This window comes from Myxococcus llanfairpwllgwyngyllgogerychwyrndrobwllllantysiliogogogochensis (assembly GCF_006636215.1).
Taxonomy (GTDB): Bacteria; Myxococcota; Myxococcia; order Myxococcales; family Myxococcaceae; genus Myxococcus; species Myxococcus llanfairpwllgwyngyllgogerychwyrndrobwllllantysiliogogogochensis.
The window spans coordinates 1-23231 of record NZ_VIFM01000086.1 but is presented as its reverse complement, the minus strand read 5'-3'; the positions used below and the strand labels follow the sequence as shown (position 1 = coordinate 23231).

At 70.0% G+C, this 23231-nt stretch carries 18 protein-coding genes; 11 read left to right on the top strand and 7 right to left on the bottom strand.

All coding sequences use genetic code 11. The features are described from left to right. Window positions 1–19: 19 nt before the first annotated feature. The gene (locus FJV41_RS21790; RefSeq protein ID WP_141644455.1) at window positions 20–1261 is read right to left on the bottom strand and encodes an ABC transporter substrate-binding protein; all 1242 of its coding nucleotides are present in this window, start codon (window positions 1259–1261) and stop codon (window positions 20–22) included. A gap of 183 nt (window positions 1262–1444) precedes the next feature. Here FJV41_RS21790 and FJV41_RS21785 point away from each other — a divergent pair, with 183 nt between their 5' ends. The 7 genes from FJV41_RS21785 to sufT are packed head-to-tail and all read left to right on the top strand — an operon-like array spanning window position 1445 to window position 7760. After that, entirely contained in the window at window positions 1445–1963 is a 519-nt protein-coding gene (locus FJV41_RS21785) for an SUF system Fe-S cluster assembly regulator (protein WP_141644454.1), read from the top strand. Next, on the top strand, window positions 1960–3396 hold the full coding sequence (gene sufB / locus FJV41_RS21780) for a Fe-S cluster assembly protein SufB (protein ID WP_141644453.1): 1437 nt from the start codon (window positions 1960–1962) through the stop codon (window positions 3394–3396). Before FJV41_RS21785 ends, sufB begins: the two co-directional genes overlap by 4 nt. Before the next feature lie 2 nt (window positions 3397–3398). Then, window positions 3399–4190 (top strand): Fe-S cluster assembly ATPase SufC, encoded by a 792-nt coding sequence (sufC, locus tag FJV41_RS21775; RefSeq protein WP_141644452.1) that lies wholly within the window; start codon window positions 3399–3401, stop codon window positions 4188–4190. Then, entirely contained in the window at window positions 4187–5521 is a 1335-nt protein-coding gene (sufD, locus tag FJV41_RS21770; protein ID WP_141644451.1) for a Fe-S cluster assembly protein SufD, read from the top strand. The genes sufC and sufD overlap by 4 nt, the downstream gene beginning before the upstream one ends. Next, a complete protein-coding gene (locus FJV41_RS21765) occupies window positions 5518–6741 on the top strand; it encodes a cysteine desulfurase (protein WP_141644450.1) in 1224 nt (407 codons plus the stop codon). Before sufD ends, FJV41_RS21765 begins: the two co-directional genes overlap by 4 nt. Next, on the top strand, window positions 6738–7199 hold the full coding sequence (gene sufU / locus FJV41_RS21760) for a Fe-S cluster assembly sulfur transfer protein SufU (protein ID WP_141644449.1): 462 nt from the start codon (window positions 6738–6740) through the stop codon (window positions 7197–7199). Before FJV41_RS21765 ends, sufU begins: the two co-directional genes overlap by 4 nt. Window positions 7200–7217: 18 nt before the next feature. Further along, complete coding sequence (sufT, locus tag FJV41_RS21755) at window positions 7218–7760, top strand: putative Fe-S cluster assembly protein SufT (protein ID WP_141644448.1); 543 nt, start codon at window positions 7218–7220, stop codon at window positions 7758–7760. A gap of 116 nt (window positions 7761–7876) precedes the next feature. Here the strand turns inward: sufT and FJV41_RS21750 are convergent, their stop codons facing one another. Further along, a complete protein-coding gene (locus tag FJV41_RS21750) occupies window positions 7877–8575 on the bottom strand; it encodes a type 1 glutamine amidotransferase domain-containing protein (protein ID WP_141644447.1) in 699 nt (232 codons plus the stop codon). A gap of 196 nt (window positions 8576–8771) precedes the next feature. Here FJV41_RS21750 and FJV41_RS21745 point away from each other — a divergent pair, with 196 nt between their 5' ends. The 3 genes from FJV41_RS21745 to FJV41_RS21735 all read left to right on the top strand — a co-directional run bounded on the left by FJV41_RS21745 (window position 8772) and on the right by FJV41_RS21735 (window position 11896). Then, entirely contained in the window at window positions 8772–9896 is a 1125-nt protein-coding gene (locus tag FJV41_RS21745; protein WP_141644446.1) for an isoaspartyl peptidase/L-asparaginase family protein, read from the top strand. Between the two features lie 132 nt (window positions 9897–10028). Next, window positions 10029–10406: a hypothetical protein gene (locus tag FJV41_RS21740; protein WP_141644445.1), complete on the top strand. Its 378-nt coding sequence runs from the start codon at window positions 10029–10031 to the stop codon at window positions 10404–10406. 128 nt (window positions 10407–10534) lie between these two features. Continuing rightward, window positions 10535–11896, top strand: a complete 1362-nt coding sequence (locus FJV41_RS21735; RefSeq protein WP_141644444.1) for an alpha/beta hydrolase family protein — start codon at window positions 10535–10537, stop codon at window positions 11894–11896. Window positions 11897–11919: 23 nt separating this feature from the next. Here FJV41_RS21735 and FJV41_RS21730 read toward each other — a convergent pair whose 3' ends face one another. Beyond that, window positions 11920–12810: a DUF6463 family protein gene (locus FJV41_RS21730; protein ID WP_181790826.1), complete on the bottom strand. Its 891-nt coding sequence runs from the start codon at window positions 12808–12810 to the stop codon at window positions 11920–11922. Window positions 12811–12927: 117 nt separating this feature from the next. On the opposite strand from FJV41_RS21730, the gene FJV41_RS21725 reads away from it, so the two are divergent. Continuing rightward, entirely contained in the window at window positions 12928–13557 is a 630-nt protein-coding gene (locus FJV41_RS21725; RefSeq protein WP_141644442.1) for a TetR/AcrR family transcriptional regulator, read from the top strand. Between the two features lie 31 nt (window positions 13558–13588). Here FJV41_RS21725 and FJV41_RS21720 read toward each other — a convergent pair whose 3' ends face one another. The 4 genes from FJV41_RS21720 to FJV41_RS21705 all read right to left on the bottom strand — a co-directional run bounded on the left by FJV41_RS21720 (window position 13589) and on the right by FJV41_RS21705 (window position 23028). Beyond that, on the bottom strand, window positions 13589–14935 hold the full coding sequence (locus tag FJV41_RS21720; RefSeq protein WP_141644441.1) for a PQQ-dependent sugar dehydrogenase: 1347 nt from the start codon (window positions 14933–14935) through the stop codon (window positions 13589–13591). A gap of 293 nt (window positions 14936–15228) precedes the next feature. Beyond that, window positions 15229–17859, bottom strand: a complete 2631-nt coding sequence (locus FJV41_RS21715; protein WP_246137329.1) for a PQQ-dependent sugar dehydrogenase — start codon at window positions 17857–17859, stop codon at window positions 15229–15231. 137 nt (window positions 17860–17996) lie between these two features. Further along, a complete protein-coding gene (locus FJV41_RS21710; protein WP_141644439.1) occupies window positions 17997–19067 on the bottom strand; it encodes a YXWGXW repeat-containing protein in 1071 nt (356 codons plus the stop codon). A 181-nt stretch (window positions 19068–19248) separates the two neighbouring features. Continuing rightward, on the bottom strand, window positions 19249–23028 hold the full coding sequence (locus FJV41_RS21705) for a DUF3858 domain-containing protein (RefSeq protein ID WP_141644438.1): 3780 nt from the start codon (window positions 23026–23028) through the stop codon (window positions 19249–19251). Between the last annotated feature and the right edge of the window lie 203 nt (window positions 23029–23231).

Genomic DNA, 23231 nt, shown 5'->3' with positions numbered 1-23231 from the left:
ACGGGGGACCGGGGCGTCACTACGGCTTCACTGTGGTGACGAACTCCGCCTTGCCGCCGGCGACCTTCAGGACGACGGCTTCCTTCACGGCATCACGATTCGCATCCAGGGTGATTCGCCCCGCCACGCCCGGGAAGTCCTTCGTCGCGGCAATCGCGTCGCGCAGCGCCGGGCCGCTCGTGTCCGGGGCGCGCTTGAGCGCCTCCACCAGCACCCGCGCCGCGTCGTACGACAGCGCCGCCACGCTGTCCGGCACGCTGCCGTACTTCTCCTTGTACCGCGCGAGGAACGACTGCAGCACCGGGTCCGGGTTGCCCGGCGAATAGTGGTTGGAGAAGTAGCTGCCCTCCAGCGCGGACCCGCCCAATTCGAACAGCTTGTCGGAGTCCCAGCCGTCACCGCCGAGCAGCGGCACCTTCAGCCCCACCTCGCGCGCCTGCCGCGCGATGATGCCCACGTCGGTGTAGTACCCCGGCACGAACACCGCCTCCGGCTTCACCTGCTTGAGCGCCGTCAGCTGCGCGCGGAAGTCCGTGTCGCCCTTCGAGTAGCTCTCGTTGCCGACAATCGTCCCGCCGAACTCCTGGAACTTCGCCGTGAAGACTTCCGCCAGTCCTATCGAGAAGGCGCTCTTGTTGTCCGTCAGCACCGCGACCTTCGACAGCTTCAGGTTCTCCCGTGCGAACTTCGCCATCACCAGGCCCTGGAACTCGTCGATGAAGCAGACGCGGAAGATGTAGTCGCCCTTCTTCGTCACCTCGGCGCTCGTCGAGGTGGGCGTAATCATCGGCACCTTGCCCACCTGCGCCTTCTCCGCCATCGCCATGGAGACGGAGGAGGCCGCCTCGCCCAGAATCGCCACCACCCTGTCTTGGGTGATGAGCCGCGTCGCCGCCTGCGCCCCTTCCTCCGGACGCCCCTGGCTGTCGTACACGCGCACCGCCAGTGGGCGGCCCCGCACTCCGCCCGCGGCGTTCGCCTCGTTGAGGGCCAGCTCGATGCCGTTGCGCGCGGAGACGCCGAACGTCGCCTCGCTGCCCGTCAGGCTGCCTACCTCGCCGATGAGGATGGCCCCCTTCGAGTCAGGAGCCGCGGCCTGTGCGTCCGAACCCGCGGGCGCTTGCGCGGGTGTGCCTGCCTGGGTGCCAGCGGCCTGCGTGTCGCCAGCCTGCCCGGTGGGCGGAGTCTCGGTGGGGGCGGACTTCTTCTCGCAGCCCGCCAGGGCCAGGGCCAGCGTGGCGAGCAGCAGCAGTGAACGCATGAGCGGATTCCCTCCGGAAATCAGGACTCCCACCCTAGCCCTCTCCCCCTTGCCCTCCAACCCGGCGCATTTGAGCACGCGGCCCAAAATGCAATGTGGACTAAATCGGTCCAGATTACATATGACGCGCCCGGTGGCCATGAGGCCCCGTGGGAATGGACCCAGAGAGGAGAGGCGTCCCGCATGCTCCGGATGAGCAAGATGACCGACTACGGCATCGTGCTGATGACCGAGCTGGCTCGCGCGGAGGGTGGCACCCGCACCACTCGCGAGCTGGCGGCGCGCACCCGTGTGCCATTGCCCTCGGCCAGCAAGGTGCTCAAGGGCCTGCTGCAGGCGGGGCTCGTGGTGTCGCACCGGGGCGCCAACGGCGGCTACGGGCTGGCGCATCCCGCCGCGTCGCTCTCCCTGGCGGAGCTGGTGGCCTCGTTGGAGGGCCCCGTCTCGCTCACGGAGTGTGGCGTCCACACCACCGGCGGCGCGCCCTGTGAGCTGGAGGCCGTGTGCCAGGTGCGGGGCCACTGGCGGCTCATCAATCAGGCCATTCAGGAGGCCCTGGGGCGCCTGACGCTGGCGGACCTCATCGCCCCGGCGCCGCGCATGCCCGAGCGCCTCATCGGCCTGGGCATCCCCGCGCGGGCCGCCCCGGCAGCCGCCGCCAACACCTCGACATCTTCCGCCACGACAGGAGTTCGCTCATGACCACCGACACCCTCCAGGAACTGACGCGCCGCCCGTACGCGGCCGGCTTCGTCTCCGCGGTGGAGGCGGACACCTTCCCGCCGGGGCTGAACGAGGACGTCATCCGCGCGCTGTCGGAGAAGAAGGGCGAGCCCCCCTTCCTGCTCGAGTGGCGTCTGAAGTCCTACCGTCACTGGCTCACGCTGCGCGAGCCCACGTGGCAGGCCGTCACGTACAAGCCCATCGACTACCAGGCCATCAGCTACTACTCGGCGCCCCGGTTCAAACCGAAGAAGGACAGCCTGGACGAGGTGGACCCGGAGATTCTCCGCACCTACGAGAAGCTGGGCATCCCGTTGGTGGAGCAGCAGCGGCTGCAGAACGTCGCGGTGGATGCCGTGTTCGACTCGGTGTCCGTGGCCACGACGTTCAAGGACAAGCTGGCCAAGGCGGGCGTCATCTTCTGCTCGTTCTCCGAAGCCGTGCGCGAGCACCCGGAGCTGCTCCGCAAGTACCTGGGCTCGGTGGTGCCGCACTCGGACAACTTCTTCGCGGCGCTCAACTCGGCCGTGTTCAGCGACGGCTCGTTCGTCTACATCCCCAAGGGCGTTCGCTGCCCCATGGAGCTGTCCACGTACTTCCGCATCAACGCCGCGGAGACGGGCCAGTTCGAGCGCACCCTCATCGTCGCCGACGAGGGCTCATACGTGAGCTACCTGGAGGGCTGCACCGCGCCCCAGCGCGACACCAACCAGTTGCATGCGGCCGTGGTGGAGCTGGTGGCGCTCGAGGGGGCCACCATCAAGTACTCCACGGTGCAGAACTGGTACCCGGGTGACGCGGAGGGCAAGGGCGGCATCTACAACTTCGTCACCAAGCGCGGCATCGCCCACAAGCGCGCGAAGATTTCGTGGACGCAGGTGGAGACGGGCTCGGCGATTACGTGGAAGTACCCGAGCGTCATCCTCAAGGGGGATGACTCGGTGGGCGAGTTCTACTCGGTGGCGCTCACCAACAACCTCCAGCAGGCGGACACGGGCACGAAGATGGTGCACCTGGGGAAGAACACCCGCAGCACCATCGTGTCCAAGGGCATCTCCGCGGGACGCGGGCAGAACACGTACCGCGGGCTGGTGAAGGTGCTCAAGAGCGCGGAGAACGCGCGCAACTACACGCAATGCGACTCGTTGCTCCTCGGAGACAAGTGCGGCGCCCACACGGTGCCGTACATCGAGGTGAAGAACGCGTCGGCGCAGGTGGAGCATGAGGCGTCCACGTCGAAGATTGGCGAGGACCAGCTTTTCTACTGTCGGCAGCGCGGCATCTCTCAAGAGGACGCGGTGTCGATGATTGTGAATGGCTTCTGCCGGCAGGTGTTCAAGGAGCTCCCCATGGAGTTCGCGGTGGAAGCACAGAAGCTGCTCGGAGTGAGTCTGGAAGGGAGCGTGGGGTAGGTATGGCTTTGCTGTCCGTTCGGAATCTGCACGCCCGTGTGGGCGACAAGGACATCCTCAAGGGCATCGACCTGGAGGTGGGCGCCGGAGAGGTGCACGCCATCATGGGGCCCAACGGCTCTGGGAAGAGCACCCTGGCGAGCGTGCTCGCGGGGCGGGATGCCTACGAAGTCACGAAGGGCGAGGTCCTCCTCGATGGGAAGCCTCTCCTGGAGCTGGCGCCCGAGGCGCGCGCCGCCGAAGGTGTGTTCCTCGCCTTCCAGTACCCGGTGGAGATTCCGGGCGTGGGCAACCTGCACTTCCTGCGCACCGCGCTCAACGCGCAGCGCCGGGTGAAGGGGCTGGAGGAATTGGATGCGATGGACTTCCTCCAGATGGCCAAGGAGAAGTCCAAGCTGGTGCAGCTCGACGCGGCCTTCATGAACCGCTCGGTGAACGAGGGGTTCTCCGGTGGCGAGAAGAAGCGCAACGAAATCTTCCAAATGGCGGTGCTGGAGCCGCGGCTGGCCATCCTCGACGAGACGGACTCAGGGCTGGACATCGACGCCCTGCGCACGGTGGCGGGTGGGGTGAACGGGCTGCGCTCGCCCCAGCGCGCGATGGTGGTGATTACGCACTACCAGCGGCTCCTGGATTACATCGTCCCGGACAAGGTCCACGTCATGGCGGGCGGGCGCATCATCCGCTCCGGTGGACGCGAGCTGGCGCTGGAGCTGGAGGAGAAGGGCTACGGCTGGCTGGGGCTTCAGGACGGCAAGGGTGCCGCGACGAAGGGCGGGGAGGCACGGCGATGACGCCGGGGCTGACTCGTTATGTGGACGTGGCCTCGCGCTTCCAGGCGCGGGACACGGCGACCACGCCCGCGTGGCTCCAGCGCGTGCGGCAGGAGGGGCTCGCGCACTTCGCGCGGCTGGGCCTGCCCACGACGCGTGACGAGGCGTGGAAGTACACGAACCTCGCGCCCATCGCGGACGGAGCCTTCGTGCCTTCCGCGACGGCGGGGAGCACGGCGGAGCTGGCGGCGGTGGTGGCGCGGCTCGCGCTGCCCGGTCCCCGGCTGGTGTTCGTGGATGGTCGGCTGTCGCCGGAGCTGTCGTCGGTGGCGGGCCTGCCGCGGGGCCTGACGCTGAAGCCACTGCGCGACGCGCTGGTGGAGGACGGGGCGTTCCTGGAGGCGGAGCTGGGGCAGCGAGCGCTCGCGGCGGAGCATGCCTTCACGGCGCTCAACGCGGCGTTGCTGGAGGACGGGGCCGTGCTGCGCCTGGCGCCGGGGGCGCTGAGTGAGGTGCCCGTGCAGCTCGTCTTCCTGACCCGGGGTGATGCGCCGGTGCTGGCCAGTCCGCGCATCCTCGTGGTGGCGGGAGAGGGCAGCGAGGCGACGCTGGTGGAGACGTACGCCAGCGCGACGGGCGGCGGCTCGGGCCAGGGCTTCACCAACGCGGTGACGGAGGTGACGCTCGGCGACAACGCCAGCTTGAAGCACTACCGGCTCCAGGCGGAGGGTGACGCGGCGGTGCACGTGGGAGGTCTGCACGTGCGGCAGGGCCGCGACAGCCGCTTCGTGTCGCACACCTTCGCCTTCGGCGGCGTGCTGGCTCGCAACGAGGTGCATGTCACCTTCGCGGGCGAGGGCGGCGATGCCACCCTCAATGGCTTGTACGTGGGGCGCGGGACGCAGCACCTGGACCAGCGGACGGCGCTGGACCACGCGGTGCCCCGCTGCACCAGCCGCGAGCTGTACAAGGGCGTGCTGGATGACCGCGCGCGAGGCACCTTCCACGGACTGGTGAAGGTGCGGCAGGACGCGCAGCGCACGGACTCGCGGCAGCAGAACCGCAACCTGCTCCTGTCGGAGCACGCGCAGGCGGACACCCGGCCTCAGCTCGAAATCCTGGCGGATGACGTGAAGTGCGCGCACGGCGCCGTGGTGGGGCGGCTGGATGCGCAGGCGCTGTTCTATCTGCGCTCGCGAGGCATTCCCCGCGCGGAGGCGGAGCGGTTGCTCACGTATGCCTTCGCTCGGGAGTTGGTGGATGCGGTGCCGGAAGGGCCGGTGCGCGCGAGCGTGGAAGGGCTGCTCGCCCCGAAGCTTCCGGGTGCACCCCGGACGGAGGTGACGGCATGAGCACGTTCGACGTGCAGCGCGTCCGTCAGGACTTCCCCCTGCTTCACCAGGAGGTGCGGGGCCGGCCCCTGGTGTACCTGGACAGCGCGGCGACGGCGCAGAAGCCGCAAGCCGTCATCGACGCCATCGTCCGCTTCTACCAGCACGACAACGCCAACGTGCACCGGGGGGTCCACGTCCTCTCGGAGCGGGCCACCGAGGCCTACGAGGGCGCGCGCGAGACGGTGCGTGGCTTCCTCAACGCTCGGGACGCGCGGGAAATCGTCTTCGTGCGCGGCACCACCGAGGCCATCAACCTGGTGGCGCAGACGTATGGCCGCAAGCACGTGGGGCCCGGGGATGAAATCCTCATCACCCAGATGGAGCACCACGCGAACATCGTCCCCTGGAAGATGCTCTGCGAGCAGACGGGGGCGACGCTGCGGGTGATTCCGGTGGATGACCGGGGCGAGCTGGTGCTCGACGCGGTGGACGCGCTGCTCACGGAGAAGACGCGCATCCTCGCGGTGACCCACGTGTCCAACGCGCTGGGCACCGTGAATCCGGTGAAGGAGTTGACGCGCCGGGCCCACGCCAAGGGCATCCCCGTGCTGGTGGATGGGGCGCAGTCGGTCACGCACTTCCCGGTGGATGTGCAGGATTTGGGCTGCGACTTCTATGCGCTGAGCGGGCACAAGCTGTTCGGCCCCACGGGCATCGGCGTGCTGTACGGGCGCCTGGAGCGCCTGGAGCCGATGCCTCCGTATCAGGGCGGCGGCGACATGATTCTCTCCGTGACGATGGAGAAGATTACGTACAACCGCGTGCCGCACCGGTTCGAGGCGGGGACGCCGAACCTGGAGGGCGCGGTGGGGCTGGCGGCGGCCATCCGCTATCTGCAGGCGCTGGGGCTGGACGCCATCGCCGAGCATGACCGGGCGCTGATGGCCTACGCCACGCAGGCGCTGGAGTCGGTGCCGGGGCTGCGGCTGGTGGGCACCGCGCGCGAGAAGGCGGGCGTGCTGTCCTTCACGCTGGAGGACATCCACCCGCACGACGTGGGGACGATTCTGGACCGCGAGGGCATCTGCATCCGCACGGGCCACCACTGCGCGCAGCCGGTGATGCAGCACTTCAAGCTGCCGGCGACGGCGCGGGCGTCCCTGGCGCTCTACAACATGCGCGAGGACGTGGACGCGCTCGTGCGTGGATTGCACAAGGTGAGGGAGGTGTTCCGATGAGCTCGGGCTCGGACGACTTGAAGGACCTCTACCAGGAGGTGGTGCTGGAGCACTCCAAGCGGCCGCGCAACTACCGCGTGGTGGAGGGCGCCAACCACGAGGCGGCGGGGCACAACCCGCTGTGCGGAGACCAGCTCTCCGTGACGATGAAGGTGGATGGAGACGTCATCCGCGACATCGGCTTCCAGGGGCAGGGGTGCGCGATTTCCCGCGCCTCCGCGTCGCTGATGACCGGGGTGGTGAAGGACAAGACGCGCGCGGAGGCGGAGGCCCTCTTCGAGAAGGTGCACAAGCTGGTGACGGAGGGGCCGGAGTCGGTGGACGTGGAGGCGCTGGGCAAGCTCGCGGTGCTGTCCGGCGTGAGCGAGTTCCCTGCCCGGGTGAAGTGCGCCAGCCTCGCGTGGCACACGATGCGCGCGGCGCTGGAAGGGCGAGATGAAGCGGTTTCCACGGAGTAGGGAAGGAGGAAGCGGACCATGCGAGGCGTGACGGCGATGTTGGAGCGGGAGGTTCCCGCGACCATCATTCCCAGTGGTGACAGGGTGGTGCTGCCGGAGGGCGCGGAGCTGCGGGTGATGCAGACCCTGGGCGGCAACATCACGGTGCAGGACCCCTACGGGCAGCTCTTCCGCATCGACGAGAAGGACGGCGCGGCGCTGGGCGCGGAGTATGCGCCGCAGGAGAAGGCCGCCGGGGACGCCAGTGCCTTCCACGAGGAGCAGGTCTGGGAGCAACTGCGCACGGTGTATGACCCGGAGATTCCGGTGAACATCGTGGAGCTGGGCCTGGTGTACGCGTGCAAGGCGGAGCCGCTGCCGGAAGGCGGTCAGCGCGTGGACATCCAGATGACCCTGACGGCGCCCGGCTGTGGCATGGGCCCGGTGTTGGTGGACGACGTGCGCACCAAGGTGGGCTCGGTGCCGGGTGTGAAGGAAGCCAACGTCGAGCTGGTCTGGGACCCGCCCTGGGACCAGGGCCGGATGACGGACGTGGCGCGGCTCCAGCTCGGCTGGATGTGACGCGCGGAGCGGCTGTGCGCGTGTGAAGTCGTCGTCGCCGAGCCGTGTGCCCCCGCACGCGGCTCAGGCGTGCGCCCGGGGTACCCTCGTGAGGTCCCCGCTGTGCATGAGGCGCGTCAGCGTGACGCGAGCCTGCGGACGCCGAAGCTCAAGGCCGCCGTGGCGAGGCTCCCCGCGAGCAGCCGGGGCCAGCGGCGCGTCGGCTCCGTCGGAGCATGGTAGCGCGCGGGCGCGGGGTGCTCCCCGGCGTGGCGGATGCGCTCGCGCACCTCCGGCATCTTCTCCTCGAACAGCTCCACCATGGCGCGCTCGAAGAGGGGCAGGTCTTGCGGCCCCCGGCTGGAGACCCAGTTGTCGTCGCGCACCATCGCCTCGTCGCGCCACTGCGCGCCGGAGTTCTTCACGTCGTCGCGGATGCCGGGCCACGAGGTGAGCGTGCGCCCCTCGGTGAGCCCCGCCGAGATGAGCAGCCACGGCGCGTGACAGATGATGGCGATGGGCAGGTTGAGCGAATCCGCGTCGTGGATGAAGTCCTTCGCGAGCGCGCTCTGCCGCAGCGTGTCCGGGTTGATGAGACCTCCGGGCAGGAGCACCGCGTCGAAGTCCGCCGCCTTCACGTCCTTCAGCGTCGCGTCCACGCGGACCTTCTTGCCGGGGAGCATGTGGTTCATGCCTCGGATGTGGCCGGGCAGGAGCGACACGAGGGTCACCTCCGCGCCCTGGCGCTCCAGCTTCTTGACTGGCCGCGTCAGCTCCACCTGCTCGAAGCCGCTCGTCGCCAGCACCGCCACCCGCAAGCCCTTCAGCTTCTTCATCGCGCGCTCCTGTCCCCTGGACGCTCCGGACTCTGTGCATGGTGGTGCGTCCCTGCATGACGGGATGGAGCAGGCAGGCGGGCAGGCGCCGTTGTGCCTCCCGGGTCGCCGTGCTACCGACCCGACACCCTGTCCGGGACGTCGGGTGTTGGTGCCACACACGCCTCGTCTCCCGGCTGCCGCTGGAGGTCGCCGAATGTTCGCTTCGCTCCCTTCTCTTCCCCGGAGCCTCGTCGCGGGGACCGCGCTGCTCCTCATCCCCATGGGCTGCACCAGCGCGGAGTCCGCGCGCGTCGATGACGCCCGGCTCACCCAGGAAGGCTCCGCTGCTCGCAAGCCGCGCTGGGGTCTGGTCATCCACGGAGGCGCGGGAGTCATCTCCCGGGAGAATCTCTCCGCGGAGCGCGAGGCCGAGGTTCGCGCCGTGCTCCAGCAGGCACTCCAGGCCGGGCACTCGGTCCTTGCTCAGGGCGGCAGCAGCCTGGACGCGGTGACGGCGGCCATCCGCATCCTGGAAGACTCGCCCCACTTCAACGCGGGCAAGGGCGCGGTCTTCAACCATGACGGCATCAACGAGCTGGACGCCGCCATCATGGACGGAACGACGCGCGCGGCGGGCGCGGTGGCGGGCCTGCGGCACGTGAAGAACCCCATCGAGCTGGCGCGCCGGGTGATGGAGAAGTCGCCACACGTGATGATGATTGGAGAGGGCGCGGAGTCCTTCGCGAAGGCCCAGGGCGTGGAGCTGGTCGACGCGAAGTACTTCTTCACGGAGGAGCGATGGCAGAGCCTCCAGCGCGCGCTGGAGAAGGAGCGCGCCACGCCCGCTCCGGGACAGCCCTCGTCGTCGCTGCGTCCCGGCTACGACCCGGTGACGGGCGACCACAAGTTCGGCACCGTGGGCGCGGTGGCGCTGGACCAGGCCGGCAACCTCGCGGCGGGCACGTCCACCGGAGGCATGACGAACAAGCGCTACGGCCGCGTGGGCGACGCCCCCATCATCGGCGCAGGCACCTACGCGGACCCGCGCTGCGCGGTCTCCGCCACCGGCCATGGTGAGTTCTTCATCCGCTACACGGTGGCGCGCGACATCTGCGCGCGCGTCGAGTACCAGGAACTCCCGCTGCCCGAGGCCGCCAACGTCGTCGTCCATGACGTGCTGGTGAAGGCTGGAGGCGAAGGCGGAGTCATCGCCATGGACCGCGAAGGCAACGTGGCCATGCCCTTCAACTCGTCGGGCATGTACCGGGGTTATGTGGGACAGGACGGCCAGCCGCATGTGGCCATCTTCAAGGACCCGGCGCCTCCCGCGTCGAAGTAGGCCGCCGTTGTCGGTCTGGGTGGGCGCGTGACGGGGAAGCGCGCCTGGAGTGCAATCGAGTTGCTCCTGTAGACTGTATCCAGGTCCGCGCAATGCCGCGCGGCCTGTGTGTGAGTCGAAAGGAGCATCCTCATGGTGTCACTTCGCAAGCACCTGCCGTGGAGTGTCGCGGCCCTTCTCGCCCTCTTCGCGGGAATCTTCTCCGCGCTGCCCGCCCACGCGGAATCCACGGAGGAGGCCGTCTGCATCGGCGGTGAGCAGGAGGCGGAGCGTGCCTCGCTCGCCATCTGCCACCAGTCCTTCTGTTCCGACGTGAGTGATTGCTGGGAGGCGTGTCCGAACGCGCGGACGGCGGCCTGTGTCGAAAGTGCGTGCGAGTACACGTATCCGAGCGGGGGTGGCGGTGGTGGTGGCCCTCTCTGCCACCAGCAGTTCTGCTCCGAGGATTCCCAGTGCGTGTGCAACAACGCTCAGGGCTTCTGCGGCGCCGACAGCACCTGCTACTTCTGACGCGCTGAGGGGGGCCTTCGGGAGGCGCCTTGCGTGGCTTCTCAGGGCGCCTGGGTCCGCTGTCGGGTCCGCGACGAAATCGCCGCGGACCCTTTTCAGAAAAGTCCGAGCGCGGTGTCTTGGAGGACATGCGCACGATACTGCTCGCACTGGCCCTCCTGGGATGCTCCGCCTCCGCCTCGGACGTCGAGGGCGTGTCTCCCGACACCACCGAGCTCGCGAATCCCGCCTTGTCGGTGACGGTGCTGGGGTCCGGGCAGGCGGAGGCTGGAGGTCAGCTCTGGCAGTACCACTTGCTGCGGCTCCAGGAGGCCGGCAAGGCGCCCACCTATGCCCAGTGGTTCCCGCCCCGGAACCCGGGCTTGTGGCCCACGATGATGCTCACCCGTCCCTATGACGGAATCACGTGGACGGGCGAGGTGGTGGACCAGAAGTGGGCCCTGCGAGGGCCGGGCATCCATCCAGACGACAGCGAGCCCCACCACCACGCGGGTTCGTCCGCCATCGCTTTCTCCATCAGCCCGCCTGAGTTCATCGCCGCGGAGTCGTTCTTCTATCTGTTCCACGACTTCGGCGTGCTCAACGTCTTCGGTCGCTTCTATGCGGGCGGGGACATCCAGAACGACCGGGACGACATGCACGCGGGCATGCGCTTTCTCGCGCAGGCCCCCGGCGTGGACCGCTCGCGCATCGGTGTCCATGGCGGCTCATGGGGCGGCTTCGAGGCGCTCTACGCCGCGGCGGATGCTCCGGTGGAGGCGCGGCCCAAGGTGGGCGTGGCGCTCTTCCCGCTGTCCGACTTCGCGCGCCAGTACGAATACCTCACGTCCGTCATCCCCGCGCGGGTGTCGGACCCGGTGGTGCGCAACCAGTACGCCACTTTCTTCGAGCCCTACCTGCGCCGCATCAACGCCACCACGGGAGGCGCTCCAGGCACGGCGGGGGCGGACTACAGCCGGTGGACGCGCGAGCACCTGGCACCGAAGCTCTCCACGCCGTTCCTCGTCATCCACGAGGACTGGGACACGCTCGTGCCAGTGGAGCAGACGCAGACGCTGGCATCCCTCGTCGGCCCCAGCCTGACGGCGCTGTACCTCTTGCACCTGGACGCGCCGGACTGGAACACGCGAGGGCTGGACCACGGGCTGCTGGTGGGCCAGTACGGCCACGCGGTCAACACGGTGACGCTGGGGCATCTGCTGACGAATCTGGGGGGCCCTTCACAGGTGCTCTTCGTCCCCTTCGTGCAGGACACGCTGGTGGCCTGGCTGTGGGAGGTGCGCGTCCTCCAGTATTACGGCCGGGACATGTCCGCGGTGGCCCCCCGCCTGCGCGAACTGGCGGACCCGCGCGTGGCGCTCTTCGAGCTGACCACGGGTGGGGTCGTGCTCGGCGCGGAGTGGGTGGCCCTGGCGGTGAACGCCCTCTGGGGAACGCAGTACACGGCGGCCAACATCCGCGAGGCGCTGTCCGCCGGACTGCCTCCCTGAGGGGACGGCTCGAAGTCCCGCTGCTACCGATGCGCCGTTGGAGCGCCTGACGTGGCCACGGAGCCGAGTGTTCCGGCCGCCGCTCGCGCCATGGCGCCGACGACCAGGTGATGGAAGGGCCGGATGACGTTGAAGTACACCGGCCCCGCCCAGTTCCGGTAGCGCACCACCGTCACGACGTGGAAGCGGCGCGGGAGGGTGGGGCCGGGCTCCACGCAGACGGCGAGGACCGCATCCAGGTGCGAATCCTCCGCGCCCACCACCCAGGCGCGCTCCTCCTCCGCGTGGCGCACGGTGAAGAAGGCGGCCGTGGCGCCCCGGCTCATGGGCACGTCCTCCGCGCGCAGACGCCTGGGCTGGGGTACGCCGACCTGGCGCAGGCCGAGCAGTCGGACGAAGACTCCGCGCACCGTGAACAGCGCGGTCACCCATGCGGGCTGATACGACATCAGCCGGGCGACGAACTCGCGCAGGGAGAGCTCCGACTCCACCGTCTTCACGTCCACGTGGTGGGCGCCCTCCAGGAACTCGGGCGGCACACCGGGCAGCGCCTTCACGAAGCGGTGCGCCCGCCGGAGCGCGAGCAGGCCCAGCGGCAGCAGCACCCAGCCCCCTGTCACCGGCATGGGCACCACCAAGAACACGCCGAGGCCCAGCAGTCCCCAGCCGAAGCTCGCCGGGGGAGGGCGGCCCGTCTCGCGTTCCACCCAGCGCGCCAGGGCACCCAGCAGCATCATTCCCCAGCCAGCGACGAGGAACCAGAAGGCCGCCGCACGGGCGCCCATGTCCTCCGGCACGCTGGCGAGGACTCCCGCGCTCGCCATCTCCCACAAGGGCCCCCGGTAGAGCACCAGCCCCACGACCTGGTGCAGCCCTCCGACGACCATCAGCAGCGTCCCCGTCGTCACTCGCATGCGCGGCCTCCCCTCTGACATACGGCTCCGCATGTCCATACGGTACCGTATGGAGGAGACGTAACAAGGAGAGGGTCCTGGACGCCAGCGGCGCGGTCCGCCAGACTTCGAGGGGCGATGAGCCGCGCTTCTTCCCGCCCGCCGAGCCCTTCCACCTTTCGGACCTTCGAGGAGATTCGCGCCCGGCGCCGGGGCCCTGGGCTGACGGCCGAGGACTGGGCGGACGCGGCGCTGTGGAGCCTCGTCGATGGCGTGGATGCGCTGTCGGTGGAGCGCCTGGCCGGGAAGCTGGGGGTGACGAAGGGCAGCTTCTACTGGCACTTCAAGGGGCGCCCGGCGCTGGTGCGGGCCGCGCTCGAGCGGTGGGAGCAATTGGCCACCCAGGATGTCATCACCCGCCTGGACGCCCTGCCGACGCCCGAGGCGCGGCTGCGTCAGTTGCTCGTGGTGACGTTCGAGCCCGAGCCCGCGGGCAGAATCGAGGTGGCCATCGCCGCCGCCGCCGCGAATCCGCTCATCCAGCCGGTGCTCGCGCGCGTGTCCCGGCGGCGCATCGACTATCTGGTGTCTTTGTACCGCGCCATGGGCATGCCACTTCGGGACGCTCGCGCGTGGGCGCTCCAGGCGTATTCCACGTACGTGGGCCTGCTGCACCTGTCCATCGCCAGCCCGGACACGCTGCGCTCCGCGCGGGAGCGCTCCGACTACGTCAAGCACCTCGCCCGGGCGCTGATGCCCTCCACTTGAGGCCTGGCAGGTGGAGGGGCGCTGGCGGTGACTACGGCGACGGCGGTTGATGGACGGTGCCGATGTAGTTGATGCGGCGGACCTCTCCGCCGTCCTCGTACGTCGTGTAGTAGAGCGACGTCCCGGTGCTGGAGGGGCCGAAGCGCAGCGACACCGCGGAGCCGCTGCCCAGGCCCGTGGCGAACGCGCTCACCGTCACGGCGCCGCCAGGGCCTTGGGTCAGCTTGAACACCTTGCCGCAGACGAAGTCGCTGAAGAAGTACGCGTCGTCATCGTTGGACGCCCATGCTCCCTGCGGCACGAAGGCGCCCCCGGTGATGGAGTTGCAGCCCTGGAAGGGGGAGCCCCCGGGGTTGGCGCCGTGCTTGTAGTCGAACAGCGGATTGGTCATCCCGGCGGGAGGTGCTCCACAGTTCGTGGCGGAGGCGGTGACACAGTGCCCCTCCCGCGTGTTCCAGCCGTAGTCCGCGCCCTCGATGCCCTCGTCGATTTCCTCCCAGACGCTCTGGCCCACGTCGTTGATGAAGAAGCTGCTCGTGCCGGGACGGAACGCGATGCGGAACGGGTTGCGCAGGCCCGTGGCGTAGATTTCCTGGCAGGGGCCGGTGCCTGGCGGAACGCCCGCGGGGTTGCCACAGCGTCGGGCTCCTGGCGCGTCGAACCAGGGGTTGTTCGGGGCCATGTTGCCGTCCTTGCGGACGCGCAGAATCTTTCCCAGCAGCACGTCCAGCCTGCGCGCCGTGTTGTTCAGTCCGCCGCAGCGGCTCGGGTCCCCGAGCTGGCAGCCACCGTCACCCACGCTGATGTAGAGCCGCCCGTCCGAGCCGAAGGCCAGGTCCCCTCCATTGTGGTTGCCCGCGGTGGAGGGGATGTTGTCCAGCAGCACCACCTCGCTGGCGGGATTGATGGTGTTTCCATCCGACAGCGTGAAGCGCGAGACGCGGTTCACCGGCACGTTGGGGATGTTCGTCCCGCAGGTGTTGAACTTGTTGAACGTGTAATAGAGGAAGATGTGGGCCGTGTTGATGAAGTTCGGGTCCACCGCGATGCCCAGGAGGCCTCGCTCCGAATCGCTGCACAGCCTGGCGGAGAGGTTCAGTGCCGGCGTCGGCAAGAGCACGCCCCCGGTGAACACTCGCAACTGTCCCCCTTGTGTGGTGATGAGCAGCCGCCCATCCGGCGTGAAGGCGAGCGCGGTGGGCTCCGGGATGTTCGTCACCAGTGCGTCGGTATACGACGGCGGCAGGGTGACGGCGGCGCGCGTGGCACTGACTTCGTCAGGGGCTTCGGCCATGTCGGACGAGGGTTCGGGCGCGCAAGCCACGGACAAGAGGAGCAGGGGCAGTACCCGCGCGAAACGACAGGGCCAGGGGGGCATGGGAGACTCCGAAAGAGGGGCGTGAGGCGCATGGCCCTTGGCGCCGGCGCCGACTTTTCGCGAGCTGGAACGAGGCTCCTTGTCGGTGGGTGAACGGGGATGCCTGGGGCCTCCACCGGGGCTGTCCGCCGGCGCTCAGTGGTGGTGGTCGCCGGGGCGTCGTTCCTGTCCAAGGGGCCGCCGCCGGCGGGCGTCGTGTCCTGTGCACGAAGGCGGTGGCGGGGTACGCCTCGCCCGGGCGCGACTGACTGCGTACGGGAGGCAGCGCTGTCCCGGGCGAGGTGTGTCCTGGACTACTGCTGCTCCACGTCCACGAAGTTGACCTTGTTGTTGGCGGCGCCGCTGCCGTTGGTGAGCGTCAGCCTGCCGTCGGAGACGTTGACGGTGGTCGTCGTGGTGAAGAAGTGCGTGGTGGCGTTGGGCGTTCCGGACAGCGCGGGCTGTCCTTCCAGCGCGAGCGAGAAGACGCTGTCGACGTGGTCCGGGTCTCCAGCGGCAATCGTCACGCGGTACTGGCCGGAGGGCACGGCGAGTTCCCACACCGCGTTCGGGTTCTCCGTCTTCTGCAGGTGCGTGAAGGTGTCGTAGCGCGCGTCCGGCGAGGCCGCGCTACCTCTCGCGCGGGTCTGCGTGGAGTTGTCCGTGTTCCATCCGTAGGACAGCCCGTTGCCCCGGTCACCGAATGTCAGTCCGGTGTCCGCGACGTAGCCGGAGGGTGCGGCCGAGGTTGCGGGCAGGAAGTCCACCCGGGCCGCGAAGCCGTTCTGATAGGTGGCGGAGAGGCTGGAGTTGGACGCGGGCGTCAGGTAGCCGTGCGCCAGCGCGCCGCCGTCGGACCAGGAGGCCCAGACCTTCCACACCCCGCTGGAGTCGGTCTGCGAGGGCGCCGCCACGTTGAGCGTGTAGCGCTCCCAGGACTTGATGATGGTGGGCGTGGTGAAGGAGGTGCCATTCACCTCCAGCGTCAGCCCCGAGGGCACCGAGTCCAGCGCCACGTCGACGATGTGGGGCAGCAGGTTGCGCGACACCGTGGTGGTGCGGCCCTGGGAGTCGGTGGCGGTGAGCTGCACTTCCACGAAGTTCGTCAGCACCGCGGGCAGGTCTTCCGGCTGGGGCGCGGTGAGGGGAATGTTGTTGCCGCTCGTCGCCGCGAGCAGCGGGTGCGTGTGCTCGTTGTGGTGCAAGAGCGCGCGCCAGGTGAGCTGCGTTGCCGGCAGGGTGCCATCCTCCGCGTCGGTGGCGCTGCCCGTCAGCACCAGCGGCTGGCCCGCGTAGAAGCGCAGGCTCTCCAGGGGACCGGTGATGACGGGCACGGGCGCGGTGTTGCCCGCGTCGATGCGGAGCGTGGCCGCCTGCGCGGGCGTGGCGCCGCGCGCGTCGCGCACCGAGAGGGAGGCCGTGAAGGCGCCGCTCGCGGTGTAGACGTGGCTGGTGGTGGCGGCGGTCGTCTCCACTCCGGCGCTGCCGTCCCCGAAGTTCCAGACGTACGTCAGCGCATCCCCGTCCGGGTCGCTGCTGGCGCCGCCGTTGAAATTGACCGTCAAGGGCGTGGCGCCCGCGGTGGGGCTCGCGGACAGCGCGGCCGTGGGTGCCCGGTTGCGCGTGCCGGTGAAGTCGATGCGGCGGACCTCTCCACCGCCCGCGTACGTCGTGTAGTAGAGCGACTGGCCCGTACCGGCGGGGCCGAAGCGCAGCGTCACCGCGGAGCTGCCCCCCAGGCCGGTGGCGAACGCGTCCACCGTCACGGCGCCCCCCGAGCCTCGCGTCAGCCTGAACACCTTGCCGCAGACGTAGTCGCTGAAGAAGTACGCGTTGTCATCCGAGGAGGCCCAGGCCCCGGGAGGCGCGAAGGTGCCACCGGTGATGGAGTTGCAACCCTGGAAGGGCGAGCCCGTGGGGTTGGTGCCGTGCTTGTAGTCGAACAGCGGATTGGTCATCCCGGCGGGAGGCGCCCCACAGCTGGTGGTGGAGTTGTTGGCGCAGTGGCCCTCGCGCGTGTTCCAGCCGTAGTCCGCGCCCTTGATGCCCTCGTCGATTTCCTCCCAGACGCCCTGGCCCACGTCGTTGATGAAGAAGGTGTTGGTGCCCGGCTGGAAGGCGAAGCGGAACGGGTTGCGCAAGCCCGTGGCGTAGTTCTCCTGGCACGGCCCGGTGCCTGTCGGCACGCCCGCGGGGTTGCCGCAGCGACGGCTGCCGGAGGCCGCGTACCAGGGGTTGTCCGTGGGGATGGTGCCGTCCTTGCGGATGCGCAGCATCTTCCCCAGCAGGACGTCCAGGCGGCGCGCGGTGGTGTTCTGGCCCGCGCAGCGGCTCGGGTCCCCGAGCTGGCAGCCACCGTCACCCACGCTGACGTAGAGCAACCCGTCCGCGCCGAAGTGCAAATCACCTCCGTTGTGGTTGCCCGCCGTGGAGGGGATGTTGTCCAGCACCACCAGCTCGCTGGCCGGGTTCACCACGTTCCCCGTCGACAGCGTGAAGCGCGAGACGCGGTTCACCGCGACGTTGGTGATGTTCGTGGTGCAGGTGTTGAACTTGTTGAACGTGTAATAGAGATACAGATGGCCGGTGCTGCTGAAGTCCGGGTCCACCGCGATGCCCAGGAGCCCGCGCTCCGAGTTGGTGCACAGCCTGGCGGCGAGGTTCAGCGCCGGGGTCGCCACCAGGACGCCGCCCGCGAAGACGCGCAGCTGTCCTCCCTGGGTGGTGATGAGCAGCCGCCCATCCGGAGTGAAGGCCAGCGCGGTGGGCTGGGAGACAGCCGTCACCAGCGCATCGGCATACGACGGCGGCAGGGTGATGGCGGCGCTCGTGGTGCCGACCTCGCTCGGGGCTTCCGCCGCTTCGAGCGAGGGCTCGGGCTCACACGCCACGGCCAGCAAACACAGGGGTACCAACCACGCGAAACCACGAATCCAGGATGTCATGGAGCACTCCAGGGGGAGGGTCATGAAGCACCTTGGATTTGCTGTTTAATCTTGATTTTCGCGAGTCTGAACGAGGCTCCTGTCAGCCAGTGAACGGCGGAGGCCGGGGTGCCTCCGCCTTGGGTGCCGGGCGATGTTCAGTGGCGGTCACCACGTCCCCGGCCGCGACCATGGCCATGGGAGCCACCGCCGACAGGCGTCGCGTCATGGGTGCGCGAGCGCTGGCTGGGCGCGCGCCAGCGGTCCTGGCGTCGCGACGGCTGCTGACCCTTCCAGCGGTCATCGCGGTGCGAGCGGTCATTGCCACGGTTGCGCCAGGAGTCATCGCGGTCGTGGTGGCGGGGGCCGCCGCGGTCCCTCCAGTAGCTGTGGTAGGTCGGCGAGCGCCAGACGCGGTCATTCCGGTAGTAGTGGCCGGAGGTCCGCCACGGGCGGTGGTAGTAGTAGCGGACGGCCGGCGCGCGGTACCACGTGTGGGCGAAGTAGTTGGGGTGGCCCCAGCCCACGGTGACGCGCGCGTGGCGGAAGACGGGGATGGTGACATTCACGGAGCCGCGAGGCGCCCAGCCTCCGCCGAGGAAGTGCCACGCCAGTCCGCGCTGCACCCAGCGGGGCGAGACGAAGACCAGGTCGGCTCGCGGCGGCGCGGCCCAAGTGCCGTCCACCCAGTCCCAGTTGTTGCCGGACCAGTACCAATAGCCGGGCTCCCACACGAGGTTCGCGGAGGGCGCCGCCGGGCGCATCTCCTGGCGAGGCGCGGGAGGCGCCTGCTGGGTGGAGAGCGTCTCCGCGGAGACGGCGATGGGAATCTCCACCTCCGTGGTGCCCTGGCGCGCCCAGCCGCCGGAGACCCAGTACCAGGAGCCCCGGTCCTCTTCCCAGTAGCCGTTGACGAACTGGTAGCCCGCCATGGGGGCCACCCAGGTGCCGGGGTTGAAGCGCCACTCGCCGCCGTCCCAGTACCAGTGACCGGAGGCCCACACGGCGCCGGCGTAGGGCCGCCGCGACGGCCGCTCCGTGGGCAGCGACGGAGGAGGCTGGGGGGCCATGGGCGCCATCTCCTCGTCGGAGTCCTCGTCGTAGTCGCCGTCGGCGTACTCGCGGCCTTCGTCGGCATAACCCGTGTCCGAGGGCACCGGGGCTGTCTGCGCCTGCACCACCGGGGCCGACAGCAGGGCCACCATCCAGAGCCAGCTTCGAGGACTCATGACGTCGTCTCCGTGTTGAGAATGCCATCCCCCTCGCGAGGGACTTCGATGGGCCTTCAGACGCGAGCGGGCCCCCCGTATTCAACCCGGGAGGCCCGCCGAAGTCGCCTGAAAGGGTGGGACGCCGGGTGGCCAGGCGGGCGACGGAGCGTCCGCTTCCCGCTGGCCAGCTCGGCCTGGACTACGGCTTCACGAGGAACATCTCGCGCGTCTGGATGAGGTCCACGTCGCCGGTGAAGCCGGAGAACTGCTCGTACTGGCGCGGGGCGACGCGTGCGCGGGGCAGCCGCAGCGACTCGGTGATTGTGAGCGTCGCGCCCTCCTGCTTCTCCGTGCGGGTGAAGCGGCCGAACGGGTTCTTCACGTCGAGCGCCGGCTGCGGGTCCGGCAGCTTCCAGCCGGAGGGCAGGGCCACCGTCACCTGCGTGCTGCTGGCCTCCGTGTTGTCGATGTACAGCGGCGTGCGGCGCGAGCTGAGCTGCACGTAGCGCCGGCCGAGCTGCGCGGGGAAGGTGAGGGGCCCCAGCGCCATGCGCTTGTCGCCCTCCAGTCGCCCGAAGCGCGGCACGGTGAACTCGTAGCGCAGCACGAAGGGCGCGCCCACCACGTCCTCGTGGTCCAGCTTCACGCTCGACAGCGCCGCGCCTCCGAAGTACCGCGCCACCGCGCCCTGGAGCGCCTGGTTGCGGCTCTCCGCGGACAGCTGGTTGAAGGCCTCGGCCAACTGCGCCGCCTCGAACCCCAGGTACGTCTCCTCGCCCTTGCCGCTGAGCTTGCCTTCCGCGTCGAGCGACAGCGTCAGCCGCACCTGCTTGCCCGCGGACTCCTTCATCGCGGGCGTCTTCACCACCTCCAACTTCCGGCCCGGCTCCGGCACCAGGTACGCGTCACGCCCGCCCATGGCGAACTCCGGCAGCTCGCCGAAGGGGCCAAAGCGCACCGACGTATCCACCCACACCGGCTCGCTGCCCGGCACCTCCACGCGCAGCGCCGCGTAGGGCAGCAGGCTGTCGTTGGGGAAGAGGTAGTCGTTGGGGTCCACGTTGAAGGTGCGCACCGCCGCCACGCGCGAGGGGATGCCCAGCTCCTCCAGGCCCGCCTTCAGCACCGCCAGCCGGCTGCCCCGGTCCTGCGCCACCGTGGACGCCGCGGACTGGCCCAGCCCGTTGTCCCGTCCGGAGAAGCGCTGCATCACCGCCGCGTGCAGCGCCTTCACCGCGTCCAGGCCCTGCTTGCCCTGGGTGGCCTTGCGCGTGAAGTCCACGACTTCCGCCGTGCGCAGCCAGCGGTCCTGGAAGGCGTCGCCGTAGACGCGAATCAGGCCCTCGTTGCCCGTGGCGCCCGCGCCCACCATGACGAAGGGCAGATACTCGTTGCCGGAGGGAGGGGCGTCCGGCTCGGGGATGAACGGCGGCACGCGGCGCGCCTCGTAGTGGAAGACCTCCTCGTCGCCCTTCACCGTCGGCGGGGGCGCCTTCATCCCGTGCGCGTCCACCTTCATGCCCGAGCCCTTGGGCGCCACCACCGTGTACGTGGTCCACGCGTTGGGCTGGTTGGCGATTTGGAAGTAGAACGCGGACGCCGTGAAGCCCGGCTGCGCGGGGCCGCGAGGGCTCTCCGCGAGCAGGTATTCCACTTCCACGCTGTCGCCCACCTGCACGCCGGGCAGACTCACCGTGTCCTTGCCCTCGATGTTCTCCGGCTCCAGCACGCGCCCGTCCGCCTTCAGCGTGCGCAGCGCCAGCACCTGGGCGCCGCGCGGCACATTCACCTCGGCGATTTCCTGCACGCCCGACTGCTCCAGCGCCTTCTGGATGGTGTGGATGCGGTTGACGATGCTGCCGTCGGGGTACACGCGCACCGCCGCCGCATCCAGCACGAACACGGCCGCGCCGCCGGTGACGGGCTCCGCGTCGTAGGCGCGCATCGCCTCGCGTCCATCGATGGCGTGCTCCTGCAAGAGCTCCTTGCCCGTCTTCGCGCGCTCCACCGCGCGCCGCAGCGACAGGTCCTCGCCCTCCAGCGCCAGCGCCTTCTCCCGCATCGCGAGCGCCTCCGCGTTCTGTCCCGCGTACTCGCGCACGTCCGCCATGCGCTTGAGCAGCTCCGCGTTGCGCGGCCACGTCACCGTCAGGGCCTGGAGCACCGCCAGCGCGTCGTCGTGGCGGCGCAGCCCCACGTAGAGGGTGGCCAGCGACGTGCCCGCGCTCACGCTGGTGGGGTCTCGCGCCAGCATCTCCGCGAAGGCGCGCGAGGCCGTCTCCAAATCGCCGCGCGTGCGCGCGTGGTCGGCCCGCCGCGCCTGGACGCCGGGGCAGTTCTCCTGCGCCTCCACGAGCGCGTCCGAACGCTCCACCGCGTCGCGCCGCCGCGCCAGGTTGTACTGGAGCCCCAGCGCCTCACACAGGTTGGGCTGAATCTGCAGCGCCGCCGCCAGCGACTCCTCCGCCAGCGCGTCCACGTCCAGCGTCAGCGCCGCGCGCGCCCGCATCAGGAACAGCGGGAAGCCCGGGGGCTGCACGGCCTCGCTCGCCGTCTTCAGCGTCTCCAGCGCGGAGGCGGCCTGGCCGTCGTCCATGAAGAGGTCCGCGCGCAGGAGCAGCGCGCCCACGTTGCCGGGGTCCTTGGGCAGGAGCGCTTCCAGGTCCCTGGTGGCCCGACCGCGCGCCACCTTGGCGGGCACCGTACGGTCCGCGGCCGCCAGCTCCGCGCGCAGCGACAGCAGCGCGGGCGTCGTGGCCTCCACGTCCGCCATCAACCGGCGCGCCCCGTCCGCGTCGCGCGACAGTCCGTCGCGGGCCGCGAGCACGGTGGACAGCAGGTCTCCGGCCTCACCGGACAGCGCGTCCTTCAGGCTCTGCGTCGTGGGGTACACGCCCACGGCCTCGGACGTCTTCGGCGCGCTGCCCCAGGACGCGGGGGCCGCGCCCGTGGCGGCGGTGAAGCGCACGTTGGAGGGCCGGCCGTCGGCGCGCATCAGCGAGAAGGACAGCACGCCGGAGGTCGCGCCCTTGAGCTGGCGGACGATGAAGCGGTGCTTGCCCGCGGGCAGCGCCACGGCGCGGGTGGTGACGGTGCTGGTGGCACGCTCCCAGCCCCGGCGCTCCATGAGCGGCGCGCCGTCCAAGAGGAGCTGGTGGGTCGCGGCGCTCACCGAGCGCGCCACGTAGGTGGCCGCTTCCGGCACCTCCGCGTCGAAGGCCATGAGGTAGACGTCGCCCTCGCCGGGCTCGCCCGCCAGGTCCAGCCGTCCGTCCGGCGCGAGCAGCTTGCGCGGCGTCACCGTCCCGAAGGCGCCGGTGAAGGGGCCCGCGAGCGAGCCGTCCTGCTTCGTGGGGAACGGCTCATCCCAGGACAGGACGTGGAAGGCGGAGAAGGGGCCCACGAGCGTCGCCTCGGACACGCCGCCCAGCTCCCGCAGCACCGCGTCGCGCGCCTTCGTGTCCCCTCGCGCCACGGCGACGGACAGCCGCGCGCCGCGCAGCAGGTAGGCCGTCTCTCCGGTGGCGCCCGCGCCGAGCGCCTGCTGCGCGGCCTTGAGGATGGCGTCATCCAGCGGCGGCGCGGTGCCCACGGTGTCCAGCGCGTAGCGCGCGGCGATGAGGGCCAGCGGGTGGGTGGGCGCGCGCGTCACCAGCTCCAGCGCGGCGGTGAGGGCCCGGTCCGGCCGTCCCGCGCGCCGCGCGAGCAGGTGCTGACCGATGAGCGCGTACGGGTCCCCCGGGTCCTTGGCGATGGCCGCGTCGAAGCGCTGCTGCGCCTGGACGGAGTCGCCCGCGAGCAGGTGCGCGTGGAAGCCGGCGAACGCGAGCGTGCGCGCCTCGTCCGAACCGGACTGGGCTTTCTCCGCGGCGGACTCCAGCACGCGCGGCGCGATGCTGGCGGAGGAGGGGGAGTGGGAGCAGCCCGAGAGGCCGGCGACGAGAGCGAACGCGGTCAGGCCGCGGCGGAAGGTGCGCATAGGAGGGTCGAGGGATAATGCAATCCCCCGTCACTGGCCATATTCCCCTGCGAGTCTCTGTCCGCTTCGAGTGCTCGGAAGGGGGCTAGCGGCGCTTGCCGTTCTTCGGAGCGGGCCTGGCGGGCTGCTTCTTGGGGGGAGGGGGCGGCGCCTTCTTGGGCACCACCGCCTTGGCGGGCACCGCGACGGCCACCGTCTTCACC